Source organism: Sphaerisporangium album, from assembly GCF_003323745.1.
Taxonomy (GTDB): Bacteria; Actinomycetota; Actinomycetes; order Streptosporangiales; family Streptosporangiaceae; genus Sphaerisporangium; species Sphaerisporangium album.
Genome location: NZ_QOIL01000003.1, coordinates 459,021 through 472,721 on the forward strand (window position 1 = coordinate 459,021; position 13,701 = coordinate 472,721).

Below are 13,701 nucleotides of genomic sequence, written 5' to 3' on the forward strand. Positions count from 1 at the left end.
CAAAAGGGTGGGAATCACACCTCTCACCAACCCCGCCCCCCACGACTGGTGATCACTGAAGACGGCATTACCCACCGCCCCCACGTACACGAGCCCGCAGCAACCGGCGGCGAAACCCCATCGTCCGGCCCATGGCCGCCACCTCATCGCCACAGGTCCCCCGAACTGAAATCACGCCGCATGCCGAAACTCAACCCCAGAGGCTTCCAGGACCGACAGCGGAACGCACCAGTTCGACGTCCGGCGCCCGCACCAGGAACTCGGCCCGCTCACCGCCGACGGCACCATGGAACACCCTGTTCCGCCTCCTCGTCACGCCGTAGACGCCAGGAGACGACATATCGACGATGTCCGCAACCGAGACCGCCGAGAACCGCCACCGGAACGAGGAGCCTTGCAGTATCAGCCTCCCTCGCCGCCAACGCCTGCCGGAACGGTCCACGAAACGCATTTTGCAGGGGATCCGCACCTCCACCCCTGACTGATACTTCGCCCTGGTATTGGCGGACCGTAACTCGACCCACAGGGCCGCGACGAACTCAAGAAACATCTCAACAACGAACTCGACCAGCAACTTGAAGCCCCTCGAAAGTCCCTGGCCGAGGCCACACCCAACCCGGCGATCGCGAACCGGCCGTTCCGACTCTTCTCGTACCGGTCCCTCCCGCGCCCAAGCCCGTGTATCCGTGTACGACTAGCTATATGACCAGGACCGCAATGACGAGCCTTGAGCGCTGCGGAGACGGCGAATAGTATCGCGTAGCACAAGCCCGCGACAACGAACGCGACCACGCCCCGGCGTGCAGTATGGCCTTCGCTCGGGAGCGAGCTGAGGGTGACAGTGCGTCACTCGCCCGCCGCCGGCCCTTTGTCACGGCGTCTCTCTATCCAGTTCTTCTTCGCCACGCGCGAGCAGTTCACTTCTCAGGACTTTCGAGGCTCCCAAGAGCTCGACTCCCAGGAGGAACCCGTTCCTATCCAGGTCCAGGATCATTTCGGTCTCGGGCGGAATTTCGAAGACCCTCTGTTCGACCGCTTCCCCTGGACCGGTCTCGACCAGTTCGATGTACGCGGCGTCGACTTCGCGATCATAAGTCACCTTCATCTCAGACCTCCTCACCCAAGAAGGCCGCACCTCGCCCGCAGGGGAGGTGCGGCTCGAAACGAGCTCCCAACGGATCGGACGCTCTCCTACAAAATACGAGTTGGCCGATAGCAGAACGAAAATGGCGAATCCACGGGCCGCCCCCAATGTGACCACAGAAGGGATGATGGGCGCGACCCGCTCCTCCCGGACGCCAGGGCGGTGTGGCCGCGGCCAAGGGCCTGCGGCCCTGCCGCGCGGCCGCGGCCGCCGCCCCTTGATGACCTACAAGCACAATTCGGCAGTTGTCAGTCGACGGCGCCGGTTACCGTCGGGCACGTGGACACGACCTTCGAGCCCCCTGCTGAGGACGGCCCCAAGGATGACCGGGCCCTCGCCGAGATGCACTACCAGGACGCCGTGCAGGCATACGGCTACATCGGCTACGACAACTTGACGGCGGCCGAGATCAATGCGCGGACACGTGTCGAGCGGTTGGCCGATGCGCAGTTGTCGATGCTGCAGGCGATGTACCACGAGCTGCGCCACGGCCATGACCAAGCGGCGGCGCAGACTGCGGCACTGACCGAACACTCAAGGGCCTTGAGCGAGCACGCCGACGCGATGGACAAGCTGCATGGGGCGCTGTTGGAGCACGCCGACACGCTCAGCCGTTATCGCTCCAGGGGCTGATAAGCCGGTCGCCGTCCTGGCGCCCGAAGCACCATTCGGCAACACGCCGTTCGGCGGCAACCTGGGTTGCCAGTCCTTCGCTCAGTCCTCGTCGTCCTGGTCCTCGTGCTCGTTCTGGTCCGCCCGAGACTGAGCCTCACGGTCGAGGCCATCGCGTGCGCTGGCGCTGTCGGGGTTCTTCGCGGCCGCCGACTGCACCCGGGCGGCGGCTTCCTTGTCCCATGGCGTGTGCTTGGTCATGCTCCAGGGCCTACCCCGGATGCTCCGGATTCTTTCGGCGACGTCTTCGCCGTGCGCCGCACGCTGGCGAGCGCGTTGCGCGGGTCTTGCGGCAGCGCGGCAGGCGCCTGTCAGGACGCCGTGCTCAAATGCCTTACGTGGTGGCGCCGGGGGCGAGCTGGGAGATGCGCTGGTGCGACAGCAGCAGGGCGCTGCCGATGTCGCGGGGGCTCCACCCCTCGCCGATGAGGAGGCGGACGGCATGGCGGACGGCGTCGCGCTCGGCCTGCTCGGCGAGAATCCGCGCTGAGCGGGCGGCGATGACGTCCACCACCGCGGCCGCGGCTTCCGGGTCGGCGGGGACAAGCTGGAGGGCGCCGATGCCGGCATCGGCGTTGTGTGCCTCGAAGACGAGGTCGGCCACGTTCCGCCTCACCTCGCCCCAGCTCGCGCCTTCAGCCTGGACGGTGCGCCCGCCGGGGAGATCGCGGGCGACGGCGGTCCACCGCTTTCCGGTCCGGGTGGCGGTCGCGACGTAGGTGACGGCCACAACCTCGGGTTGGTCACCGGCCTCCACGAGGTCGGGCTGGTCGAAGATCGCTCCATGATCTAGACGCATATCCGGGATTCTGAGCCGCCGGCACCTAGTCGTCCAGCGCCATAGCCGGTCGGCTGGCTGGCCGACATCGCGGCCGCCGCCCGCGCGGCCTACGCCGGCGGGGCGCACCTGCGGGTGCGTTCGTCGGGCATCGTGCACCAGGTCGCCATGACCCGGTGGCTCGGCGGGCACCTGATGCCCGGCCCGGCGTGCATGGTCGGCGTCAGCGGCTGGGACCCCGGCGCCGCCCACCCCGACCACGGGCCGGTCACCTGCCGCCGCTGCCTCAAGCTCCAGGGCCAGGGCGACGCCGGCGCCGGGCAGCTCGACCTGTTCGACGCCCCCGGCCCCGGGCCGCGGGCGCAGCAGCTCCCCGCCTGGTGACCCGCGCGGGCACCTGGACTAGACCGAGGGCCACGGAGTCCGCTGTCAGTTGCTCACGGTGAACGTCAGGATGGTGCGGTCGTCAGGTTGCCCGTCCGCATCGTTCTGCACTCGGATCTGCCTGGTGGCGGTCTGCCCCATCCAGAGCATGAACGTGCCGATGCTCCCCTTGCCCTTCAGCCAGGGAGTATCCGCGCTGTCACCCTCGAAGAACCAGATGACGATGTTGTCGACGGTCAGAATGCCCGGGGCGGCCCACCGGAGCCGGTAATGGATCTCGGTGCGGATCTCTCCACCGCACGTCGCCCAGGCCTTGAAGTTCGTGGCCGGCCCGCCGATGCGCCCCGTTTTGCTGCGCAGGAGGTTGTGGCGGCAGCGCTCGTTCTTGCCGAAATTCTCGTAATCCATCATGTCGAACGTGATGTTGACGGTCGCGGTCCGGTCGGCCAGGGCGGATGCCTCGGCAGCGGGTGCGCAAAGGCCCAGGGAAAGGGCTCCTGCGGTGGCACTGAGGCCGAGAAAGCGGACGATGCGGTTCACCGGGATCTCCTTTGGTGAGGACGATGCTGTCCGCAGTAAAAGCCAGTCCACTTGCAACGTGCCTTCACGACATCTGCAAGCTGGTTACAGCCGGTGCCCTGAGAGCCCCCGGCAGCCAGGCGTCGACCCTGCTAGGTGCTTGCCTACGCAACCACCTACCTACCTAGGCGGCCAGGTGGGCGCGGGTTTTCCGACACTCCTACGCGCGCGTGTGCGCGAGACCTCCTGGCGAAACTGCCAGAACACCGGCCACCCTCGTGACCAGGCTTTCGTGAGTTTCCTGAGGCACTTCCGCGCGGGCGCGCGGCGACGCCTCCAGTGAACTATTCGACAGAGGATCAGCGACAGGTTCCAAGGGAATTTCGGGATTTTCGGGACACCGCTACGCGCGCGCGGGGGCACGCATGGACTTTCACGACTTTCGGACACCTCTACGCGCGCACGCGAGCGCCCTGACACGGGCAACGGGGGTGGCCAGCAGTTCGGCGGCCAGCTTGTCGAGCCGGTCATCGGTGATGCGGGCATACGCCGCGCCGGCCAGTTCCTCGGCTCGGTCGCAGGCGATGCGGAGCGCCTGCCATTCGACTCCCGGCGGGGTGTCCGGCGGGATCGCCAAGCTGCCGGTCCGTTGCCGGGATCCCGCCTTGGCGGCCCGGAATTCGGGGTTGGCCAGGTGAAGTAGCCGCCCACCTGGCCAGGCCGAACCAAGTGTGCACAACGCTGCACAACGCCCCCCTTCTGTCTCCCGGCAGGTTGAAGGAAGATCGGCTGGGCCGTTGAGGGGACGAGGCGGCCGAACGCGCTCGGGATGTGACTTTTCGTACTACCGCCCGCTCAGGCTATTCCTGACTCGTCCCGTTGCGGTCATACAAGGCACAGCACTAGGAATCGAACAGATTGAGGGGATCCCCAATGACTCATCGCACGAAGACCACGACGGCCAGCCACGTTACCTTGGCCGCTCTGCTCGGCGCCACCTTGTCGGTCGCAGTCTCGGTGAGCGCCCCATCAGCCGCGCACGCCGCTAATGCCTGTCACTCCGGAGCCTGGAACGCCCTAGGCGACGGAGAGGTCAAATATGACGAGGGCCCCACCGGCGATCTCAAATACCCGGCGACCCTCCACGGCAAAACTGTGCGTCTCTACAGCAATCGGGCCAACGCTTCCGCCCGCGCGGAGGCGAATCTCAGCGCAGGTGACGTGATGGGCATCGACCGCTCCAACTTCACTGTCACAGGCCCTAACGCCGACCACAACTGGTTGCGCACCCACGAGGTCGAAGCGCGCGGAACATGGGACTACTGCGAGGTCACCGCCGGCTCGAACGGCACCTATTCGACGCCTAGGATCGATGGAGCCCATCGAGCCGTGCGAGTGTGCATCCTGCACAACGGCGGCCGGCAATGCACCAACGTGTGGTACGCCGACAATGACGACGACTCGGGCGACTGGAGCTGAGTCCTCTTCGCCCCCTCATCGTCGTCCAGTTCGCGGCGGCCCGCCGCCGCGAACTGGGTCGTTGGCGGCGCGCTCAAGCTGTTCCAGGCGCCGATTGGCTTCGGCGAGATCCTCGCGCAGATCGTCGGTGGGCTGGGGAGCTGCCGGAGACGGCTGCACGGAGATCACGGTGCGGGGGTGCCGCCTGAGCCCGGCCAAGGCGAACAAGGAGAGCACGGCCCAGTACATGACGGTGACGCCGGCGGCCAGCCACTGGCTGCCTGGAGGACTGGTGGCCGACAGCCCGGAAGGCGTTGACGTCGGTGGCGCTGATCGAGTAGTCGCCGGTGAGCAGGGACACGGTGCCGGGACGACCGGTCACTGATCTCCATCGGCACCCTCGGTCACGCTGATCGCCCGGCCGCCCCGCCGTGGCGGTCATCGACGTGCGGCGGGGGTCCACCTGACGGCGGTCACCACGTTACGGCGTCGGAGGCGATGCCCACGCTGGGTCCGGTGGAATCGATCTGGGCGACCACCTTGGTCGCTCCGGTCGCGGATATTTGCGTAATGTCGGACTTGCCCTCACACCACAGTCCGACGCCGTGCCGTGTGGGGTCCACCAGGATGCATGACCGGTCCACCTTCGTGAGCGCCCTGGCCGGTGGCCGAGCCGTCCCCTCCCCCGCGGGGACGAGGTACAACTCCGTGGCGCGCTGGACGACCAGAGCCGACTCGTCCGGCAGCCAGGCCAGGTAGTCGATCCTCCCCTTGAACGGGATCTCGTAGTGCCGGCCGGTCTCGCGGTTCTCCACGCCGATCTGGTAACCGCCTCTGCCCGTCGCGTACGCGTAGGCGAACATCTTCTCCGAGGCGCCGGCCGACAGCGCGTCGACGCGGCCCGGAGCCTTGTACGACCGCGAGATCAACGCCCGGCCGCCTGAGATGGCGTATTCGAGGATCGGACCGTCGGGCTCGATCGAGGTGGTGAGGAAATGGGAATCGTCCGCCCAGGCCATCGGCCCGAGTCCCGGGATGGAAACGCCCCAGGCGTCCTCGGTGAATAATTTGACGATGTACTCCTGAGCCCTGGTGTCGTAACATCCGGACACCGCGAGTGATCTCCCAGAACGGCTGAGCAGCCCACCCTTCCCCGAACTCGGGTTCTCGCCGCAGGACGGGAGGTCCACCGCGTCGCCGTCCTTGTCGACGACATAACCGTCGTCGTAGTCGGTGCTCGGATCGATCACGAGCGTCCACACCCTGCCCGGCGCCCCCGGCGGACGCGCGGCATCGAACACCCCAGACCCCGCCGACAGGCACGCGCTCAAAGGAACCCCGAGCGCAGCCAACACCACCGCCAGGCCCATGACCTGCCATTTCGCCCTCCGCGCCACGAGCGTTCCTCTCTGTCGGTGAAGATTGACGGAACAACGGGGCCCGGAACATGCGTCCCGGGCCCCGTTCTCAATACTCGCCTAGCATTGGTAGGTTCGCTTGCCGTTCGTGCACCAGTAGCTGAGCCGGTACCCTCGCACCGCCGTCGCGATCTGGGCGTAGGTACGGCTCCGATACTTGGCCTTGAGCCCTAGGCCGATATTCCTACCGAGAGTGTTGTTCAGCAGATCCGCCCTTGAGTATGTCGTCTCTTTCCCGTATAGCTCATGATTGTCGGCAATGACCCGTGCCATCTTGAGGGTGAAGTAGAAGACCATCATGGCGTTCCAGAAGGCATGGCGGAAAGCATTGGCCGTGCTGCCGTCCTTGCCCATTTGGTTCCTTTTGTCGGTTGGGGAGTTGAACCACGACCTATGATATTTCCTGTCGTAGTCCTTGGCCACCTCTGCCAGCCTGAACCCCCACAAGCATTCCTTGACCGACAGAAGGTAGAGGCAGTTCTGATATTCGTCAGCAGGAATGCCGGCCCTGCCGTCAAGGTCGACGTTTTCGACAGGACTGGCGCACGTGTAATCGTAGTCGTTGCAGCTTCCCCCTTGTGCGGGATCCATCTGCAGGAACCGTCCTGTGTGAGGGTTGTAGAGCCGGGCGCCCATCAGGATTATGCCGCCGAGTGCGTCCGCGGGGCGCTGATTGCCGCCGAGCCACCCATAGCGGTCCGGATTGACGATGTTCTGGTCGCGAGGGGTACCGTACTCGGTCTGCTCGAAGTACGCGTCGACTCCGCTCGCCGTGGTCGTATTGTCCACGGTTGCGATGATGTTTCCGCGTAGGTCGCCGATCTGAAGTTTGACCGATCCGTCGCTCTTTTGGATCGCGGCCATTCCGGCGAGGCAGGTGACGTTCCTGGTCCACGTGCCGTCCAGCTCGGTGATCCAGGCGGGCGAGTCTCCGTCTCCCGCGTAGTGGTTGACCACGGTGCCGGTCACCAGGCCGCCCTGACTCTCCACGGTCCGGATCCGGTGCAGCGGATCCAGCGTGAACGTCTTGGTCAGCGCTCCCTGGGTGAGATCGGCGACCAGGTCATTGGCGTGGTAGGTCACGTTGACGTCGCCTCCGCCCGCGACCTGATCCCCCGGTACCTGAATAGTGCGGCCGAGGGTGTCGTAGATGTAACCGCTGTCGGTCGCCCGGTCCGCGGCGTCGTAAGCGTGGGTCTGGCTCTCCACCACGGTGGAGGTGGCGCAAGCCCCTCCGGCGGCCGCCCCATAGATCGTGAGGCCGCTCCGGTTGGTGTTCTTGTCGAAGTCGTACTGGCGCGTGGCGCAGGTCCCCGCGTAGGTGTCGGCGACCTTCTTGAGGCGCCCCACACTGTCATAGGAATAACGTTGAACGCTACCGCCGGGCCCGGAGTTAAGCACCGTCCGCTCGTCGATGTCCGGCACGCTGGAGAATGCCAGCCATGACGCGGTGCCCTTCGAGTAGGTCAGCGCGACCCGCTTTCCGGTGACGTCATATCGGCCGGTCGCGGTAAGACCGTTCGGTAGTCCCTGCGAGATGAGCTGCCCGTCGCCGTCGTAGGCTCCGGTGAACGTGCCCACCCCGGAGGCGGTGATGGCAGTTGGGACCTCACGCCGCTCGGTTTTGCCGAGCGCGTCCGTCCCGCCGTAGGTGAACGTGGAGGTGCCCTTGCCATCGCCGAGGGTCGCGACCCTTCCCGCGGTGTCGTAGGTCGTCGTCGCCACGTTGCCTTCCGCGTCGGTGACGGACTGCACCCTGCCGAGCGCGTCATAGCTCGTCACGACGGTGGATCCCCCGGCCGTGACATGGGTCTGTAGTCCGGTCGCCGCGTCGTAGGTGAGGGTGGTGTCGGGCACCGCCGTACCACCCGCAGCCGCAGGGGCCACCGATATCTGCGCCGTCTTTGGCCGGCCAGCCGAATCGAGGAGCGTGGTGGTCGTACGTACCGTGGTGCCGGAGGTTTCCGTGACCCGTGCTGTCTGGCCGTAGTAGTCATATGTGGTCGTGGTGATCGGGAGCACCACGCCGACCGGTTGCGCGGCTGGCCCGGTCCTGCAGAGAAGCCCGGCCCATTGCGGCTTGTTGCCGCAGGCGCTCACCGTCGGATGGGCACCCGAGGTGAAGTAGGCCGTGGTCGTGGTTCCTGCATCGGATCCGTTCGACTTGGGCGTCCGGCGCTCGATTTCCCTGCCGGCCGCATCGAAGCGCTGGTACTCCACCACATCGTTGCCGCCGCCCACAACGGTCGTCGTGGTCGTGGACTTCCGAAGGTCCCATCCCGAGGTATCGCCCGCGATGATCGGCGCGTAACCTAGCTTGACGCTGTGAGTGTCCGCCGGTGCGGCGGCGGCGGTCCCGTTGAGGACGAGCGGCTTGACCGTGGTCGTGGTTAAGAGCTGGTAGTCCGTCTGCGGATCCGGCTTGCCCTCGTCATAGGTGTTCTCGGTGTGCTGCCGCGCCGTCACGACCGATCCCGAGCTGAGGATGACCCGATGGGCGGGCCCGTCCCATGAGACCAGATCGCCGAGGCCGTTGTAGGTGCTGGTGACGGAGAGCAGAGCGGCCCGTTCCGCTGAGGTGGGCCGGCCCGCGACGAACGGGTCGACATCGGCCGTCGGCGTCAGCGCCAGCGCTCGGTTGCCCGCAGAGAGCGCCCAGACGATGTGGCCGCCGTCATCGTAGGTTCTGCTGGAGACCTGCCAGGCTCCGGCTCCGAACGACGCCTCGTTCACGGCGCGCCCGTTGACGTCCAGGTACGTGATCACCCCGTAGGGGTAGTCGGTGCCGGTGGGCGCGTACGCCCCGTCGCCGCCGCGCGGGGGCACCCGGGACGGCGGGAAGATCGCGGTGCCGGTTCTGGGAAGGCCGGAGGTCTGGCCCCACGCGGCAGCCTGGGCGCCGGTCACGTCAACGGGGCTGTTGAGCGGGACGCCGTAGGAGATCGTGTGGGTGAGGTCCGTGGTCCCGGCCTCTCGCTGGACATGGGCGATGCGACCCTGGTTGTCGTACTCCATGCGCCACGGGTTGAGTCCCGGCGGTGTGAGCTGCGAGATGCGCCCTTCGGCGTTGTACTGGTACACGGTCGACAGAGCCGTCCGCGGGTCGGTGACCTGGCGGAGGTGCCCCGTCGTGTCATACGCGTACGACGCCACCGCGGTCGTCTTCATCGCGGATGTCGCAGGGTCGTAGGCGATGTAGGAGATCTGCTTCACCTGCCCCGCGTAGTCACCCCATCCGGACGTCACGCCGGTGGCGGTCGTGGTCGTCGCGTAGGTGATGTCCATGGCCTTGCAGCCGGTCACCAGCGTGCCCGAGCAGGTGACGCCAGCCGGGGCGGGGGCGATCATGCGGGTGACGCGGCGCTGCGCGTCGTACACGTAGGCGCTGGTGTTCTCGTCTCCCGGCTCGTCGACCTGTGTCACCCCCCACGATCCGCCGGACAGGGCGTACACGGTTCGCACGCCTCCGGCGTCGTCATGTGTGAACTGGGTGGCGGAGTTCTTGGTCACCGTGGAGCCGTCCGCCGCGTCGCCGACACCGGCAAAGGTGCCGTCGGGTTGCAGGGTGTAGGTGAGCTGCCCACCTTCGGGGCCGGTGAAGAGCACGTATCCGTCGCTGGAATGGTCCTCGAAGGTCATGCCGGAGACGGCCGACGCGCCGGAGGGAAGGGACGCGACCCAGCCGGGTCCGAAGACCCCGGCCGACGGCGGGGCGAGCGTGGTGTGCCCCCTGCTGACGGCGAGCCCGAAGGCGCTGGCGTCGACGGACTGGACCCCGTAGTCGCCGGTCAGCAGGGCGACGCCGCCCGGACCGAGTTCTCTGGTCGCGTACGAGGAACCGAAGGCCGTGGCCTCCAGCGTGAAGGTCACCAGGTCTGAGCATTTCTCGGGCGACCCGGGGAAGCAGGCACGCACCTGCACCGGCCCGTCCCCGCGGCCCGCCAGGGTCACGGCCACGTTCCAGTACAGGTCCGCGAAGTCCTGGGCGGTGTTCGCGCGGGTCTGCGGCCAGGACACGATGGGGCCGGGGGAGCCCGGCACGCTCACGTCCGCCGTGGGGATCGCGGCCCAACTCCCGGCGCCGGTGACCGTGGAGCGGTATTCGTACCGGACCGAGGTACGACCCGGTTCGGCCCTGGAGGCGAGGGTCACCGCGCCCTGCGTGCGGTCGGCCTGCGCGGGCTTGATCACCTCACCCGTGCCCACACCGAAGGTGTACCGGGTGACCGGCGAGATGTTGCCCGCCGCGTCGGTGGCGGTCACCGTGAGGGTGTGCAGGCCGTCGGCGGGGTCGATCGTGATGGACGCCGGATCGCCGGTCGCCCGCTCGGGGGCCGACGGGTCGTCCAGGCCCCACGAGAAGTCTGCGGCGTCGCTGTCGAGCGTGCAGCCGACGGCGGCGGGCTGCTTGGGGGACCACGCCCCCGAAGGGTAGCTCGAACAGGCGACGGCCGGGGCGGTAGGCGCGGTGCTGTCAATGGTCACGTACTGCCAATTCGACCATGACGAGTACAGGCCGCCGTCGTAGGCCCGGGCACGCCACCGGATCTTCCAGGCTTCCGCCAGCGTCGCGGCGGGCACCTTGATCAAGGCGTCGGATCCTGCCGCGACGCCGGTGACGCTGCCGGACCAGATTGCGCCGGTGCCGTGCGCCGTGTCGGCCGGATCATGCTCGACCGCGAACTCGCCTGTCAGCGTCCCGCCGTCCGCGTCGTTGAGCTGAGCGCGCAGGGTCGGGGTCGTGGACGCGCTGAGCGTGGTGCCGCCGGAGGTGGCGGACGGTGCCGTGGAGAGCGTCCCGGTGGCCGGAGCTGCAGCGTAGGTGATGGAAAGCTTCGGTGGGCTGTTGAACTCGATGGTCTCGTCGGAGGAGGTGAACACGCGGTAGTTCGCGGTCGCGGTCTCCGAGGCGGCGCGCAGCACCAGGCCGTGGTTGGCGGCGCCGCCGGCCCAGGCCTGGACGATGCCGGTGATGTTCCACTTCATGTAGCCGCTGCCGCACACCCCGGCCTGGGACCCCTCGGTGCTGGTGACGGCGCCCGTGGTGGTGTTGGTGGGCTGGGGGGACCAGTCGATGAGCGAGCCGTCCCAGGCGCTGGTGACCTGCCGGACCTGGATGCCCGCACCGACCGTGGGGCCGCAGGAGGGGGCGTCCACGTTGCGCAGCACGAGCTGGGCGGCGGTGACGACCGAGGGCAGGCCGGTGGTGTTGAACCGCAGGTAGGCGCGGTCCTTGTCGCCGGTGGCCTCGGTGCCGGCCTTCATGAACTCGCCGGCGGAGTTGTTGTCGTCCACGAAGATGCTGCTGACGTCGGTGTCGTCGTTGAGGGGCAGCAGCACGGTCGGGTCGACGGTGACCGGATACTTGGTCGCCGGGTCGGCGAGGAACGACGGGTCGGGGCGAAGCACCAGCGCCTGGCCGCCGTCCTTGCCCTCCACCGTTCCGGTGATCTTGCCCAGGCGTCCTCGGTCACCCCGGCGCCCGTGGGTCGCGGCGACCTTGCCGGACGTTCCCGCCTCCCACATCGCGGGCGCGGCCGCGGCGGCGACCAGCTTCTTCTTCCCCCCGGTCAACTCCAGGCGGCCGTCCGCGGTGGTGCCCACGGTCAGCCCTTCGGTCCTGAGGGGGACCTTGAACTCGACGTCCCCGCGCGGACGCTCCCGCAGCACGATGTCGAACCGCATGCCCGTGGGCAGAGCGGTGACGACCAGGTCCCCGCCCGGCCCGGCGACCCCGGTGTAGGTGGCCGTGTTGTCCTTGATGGTCGGCTTGGGCAGCTCAGACGGCCAGGACAACGCCAGGGACTTGCCCGGCTCCCTGGTCATCTTCGCGAACGGCGTCCGCCCTCCGGCGGAGAACTCCAAGTCCGGCTTCACGGCTCTGGCCTTCAGGACGCTGTTCCCCGCGTCGAAGAGCCGGGGATCCACCGGTGCCCAGCGGCCGTCCTTCTGGACCCGGGCCACACCACTAACGGTCTCGGCGGTGAAGGTTCCGTCCCCGTTGGCGTAGGTCTGGCTGGACTCGGTGGTCTCGCCGGTGATCAGGACGCGGCTGCCCTGCAGGCGCGCCGCGAGCGCCGCCGAGACGCGGTCGGGACGTTCGGTGACGCGCTCGGGGACGGCGGCCCGCTTGGCGGCGGGCGGGACCGCCGTGGCGGATGCCGTGGGAACGCCTGGCAGGCTGGAAACGCCTACGGCCAGGGTCAGCGCCGCCACACCGGCTTTCAGGCGGGTCCTTCTTCTGGGCGGTGGCGCCGCCTGCGGGGGTTTGATGGACAGTGAGGCCACGTTTACTCCACGTGTTGCGACCAGTGGATGTACACGTGGAAGGTACGAAATGCTCGGCATATTCGCGGCATACGCGCGGCACATCGAAAATGTACCGCGCGTATTGAACCGATCTTGTCACGGTTCACAGGAAGTTTTAAGGTAGCGGGGTCAGTGGGGATCGGATGCTACGCCACGGGGGCGGATGCCGTGCTGTTTCGTGTGCTCGGACCTCTTTCGGTCAGCGATCACGACGGAAAGTTCATCGACATTTCAAGGAGGAAGAACCGAGGTCTTCTGGCGCTTCTCCTGCTCCACGCGAACGTCGCCGTATCCCAGTCCTATCTGGTCGAGCACCTGTGGGATGGCCGCCCTCCGAAGTCCGCCGACAGCAATCTCAAGACCTACATATTCCAATTACGGCGCCTGCTCTCGTCCACTCACCTGCCGGAACCGCGAATCGTGACGTCGAGGAACGGCTACGCGCTCATGGTGGGGCACGAGGACCTCGATGCGGCGGCGTTCGATCTCCTCGTCGCGGAAGGCCGCCGACGACTTGCCGACGGCGACCCGAGACGAGCGTACGAGCTTCTGGAGAAGGCTCTGGGACTCTGGCGTGGGGACCCTCTTCACGGGATCGACCTGGCCGGGGACCTGGCCCCGTGGGCGGGGCGGTTACGGGAAGAACATGTGTCGGCCACGGAGGACTTCTTCGACGTGAAGTTGAGGCTGGGCCGCAATTGGGAATTGATCGGCCGGCTCCGCGCGTGGACTTCCGCGCACACGTTGCGGGAACGCCCTCATGGACAATTGATGCTCGCCCTCCACCGTTCGGGCAGGCATGCCGAGGCGTTGGACGTCTATCGAAACCTAAGGCACGCGCTGGTGACGCATGTCGGCACGGAGCCGGGGGCCGATGTGCGGGACCTGCATCAGCGAATTCTCCGGGACGATCCGGCGTTGCTGCCGGAGAACGGGAACCGGGAGTTCTGGCGATTGTCGATGCGGTGAAACCGCGCGACGCCTGCGCCGTCTCATGCCGCACTCAAGGAGCAAGCCGC

The 13,701-nt window shown here is 67.3% G+C and carries 12 protein-coding genes; 4 read left to right on the top strand and 8 right to left on the bottom strand.

Annotation, left to right across the window (positions count from 1 at the left end; translation table 11 throughout):
• Positions 1 to 190: 190 nt before the first annotated feature.
• Entirely contained in the window at positions 191 to 574 is a 384-nt protein-coding gene (locus tag DQ384_RS07215; RefSeq protein ID WP_114027897.1) for a hypothetical protein, read from the bottom strand.
• Positions 575 to 871: 297 nt separating this feature from the next.
• Positions 872 to 1,105, bottom strand: coding sequence for a DUF2283 domain-containing protein (locus DQ384_RS07220; RefSeq protein WP_114027898.1), 234 nt, complete (start codon positions 1,103 to 1,105; stop codon positions 872 to 874).
• Positions 1,106 to 1,423: 318 nt separating this feature from the next.
• Between DQ384_RS07220 and DQ384_RS07225 the strand changes: the two genes are divergently transcribed.
• A complete protein-coding gene (locus DQ384_RS07225; protein ID WP_114027899.1) occupies positions 1,424 to 1,777 on the top strand; it encodes a hypothetical protein in 354 nt (117 codons plus the stop codon).
• A gap of 81 nt (positions 1,778 to 1,858) precedes the next feature.
• Here the strand turns inward: DQ384_RS07225 and DQ384_RS41090 are convergent, their stop codons facing one another.
• Together DQ384_RS41090 and DQ384_RS07230 are read right to left on the bottom strand one after the other, a co-directional pair.
• The gene (locus tag DQ384_RS41090; RefSeq protein ID WP_181871075.1) at positions 1,859 to 2,017 is read right to left on the bottom strand and encodes a hypothetical protein; all 159 of its coding nucleotides are present in this window, start codon (positions 2,015 to 2,017) and stop codon (positions 1,859 to 1,861) included.
• A gap of 133 nt (positions 2,018 to 2,150) precedes the next feature.
• Complete coding sequence (locus DQ384_RS07230; protein ID WP_147268681.1) at positions 2,151 to 2,615, bottom strand: hypothetical protein; 465 nt, start codon at positions 2,613 to 2,615, stop codon at positions 2,151 to 2,153.
• Positions 2,616 to 2,762: 147 nt separating this feature from the next.
• On the opposite strand from DQ384_RS07230, the gene DQ384_RS07235 reads away from it, so the two are divergent.
• Complete coding sequence (locus DQ384_RS07235; RefSeq protein ID WP_245966291.1) at positions 2,763 to 2,978, top strand: hypothetical protein; 216 nt, start codon at positions 2,763 to 2,765, stop codon at positions 2,976 to 2,978.
• 45 nt (positions 2,979 to 3,023) lie between these two features.
• Here DQ384_RS07235 and DQ384_RS07240 read toward each other — a convergent pair whose 3' ends face one another.
• A complete protein-coding gene (locus tag DQ384_RS07240) occupies positions 3,024 to 3,518 on the bottom strand; it encodes a hypothetical protein (protein WP_114027902.1) in 495 nt (164 codons plus the stop codon).
• Between the two features lie 412 nt (positions 3,519 to 3,930).
• Complete coding sequence (locus DQ384_RS07245) at positions 3,931 to 4,134, bottom strand: hypothetical protein (RefSeq protein ID WP_114027903.1); 204 nt, start codon at positions 4,132 to 4,134, stop codon at positions 3,931 to 3,933.
• Between the two features lie 296 nt (positions 4,135 to 4,430).
• On the opposite strand from DQ384_RS07245, the gene DQ384_RS40300 reads away from it, so the two are divergent.
• Entirely contained in the window at positions 4,431 to 4,976 is a 546-nt protein-coding gene (locus DQ384_RS40300; RefSeq protein WP_147268682.1) for a hypothetical protein, read from the top strand.
• 452 nt (positions 4,977 to 5,428) lie between these two features.
• Here the strand turns inward: DQ384_RS40300 and DQ384_RS07255 are convergent, their stop codons facing one another.
• Together DQ384_RS07255 and DQ384_RS07260 are read right to left on the bottom strand one after the other, a co-directional pair.
• Positions 5,429 to 6,205, bottom strand: a complete 777-nt coding sequence (locus tag DQ384_RS07255) for a hypothetical protein (protein WP_147268683.1) — start codon at positions 6,203 to 6,205, stop codon at positions 5,429 to 5,431.
• 228 nt (positions 6,206 to 6,433) lie between these two features.
• The gene (locus DQ384_RS07260; RefSeq protein WP_147268684.1) at positions 6,434 to 12,661 is read right to left on the bottom strand and encodes a DNRLRE domain-containing protein; all 6,228 of its coding nucleotides are present in this window, start codon (positions 12,659 to 12,661) and stop codon (positions 6,434 to 6,436) included.
• Positions 12,662 to 12,850: 189 nt separating this feature from the next.
• Between DQ384_RS07260 and DQ384_RS07265 the strand changes: the two genes are divergently transcribed.
• Positions 12,851 to 13,651, top strand: a complete 801-nt coding sequence (locus tag DQ384_RS07265) for an AfsR/SARP family transcriptional regulator (protein WP_181871076.1) — start codon at positions 12,851 to 12,853, stop codon at positions 13,649 to 13,651.
• Positions 13,652 to 13,701 lie beyond the last annotated feature (50 nt).

Coding starts and splice junctions, on each gene's coding strand:
- DQ384_RS41090 (WP_181871075.1), bottom strand. CDS start 2,017: ATGACCAAGCACACGCCATGGGACAAGGAAGCCGCCGCCCGGGTGCAG.
- DQ384_RS07230 (WP_147268681.1), bottom strand. CDS start 2,615: ATGCGTCTAGATCATGGAGCGATCTTCGACCAGCCCGACCTCGTGGAG.
- DQ384_RS40300 (WP_147268682.1), top strand. CDS start 4,431: ATGACTCATCGCACGAAGACCACGACGGCCAGCCACGTTACCTTGGCC.
- DQ384_RS07220 (WP_114027898.1), bottom strand. CDS start 1,105: ATGAAGGTGACTTATGATCGCGAAGTCGACGCCGCGTACATCGAACTG.
- DQ384_RS07235 (WP_245966291.1), top strand. CDS start 2,763: ATGACCCGGTGGCTCGGCGGGCACCTGATGCCCGGCCCGGCGTGCATG.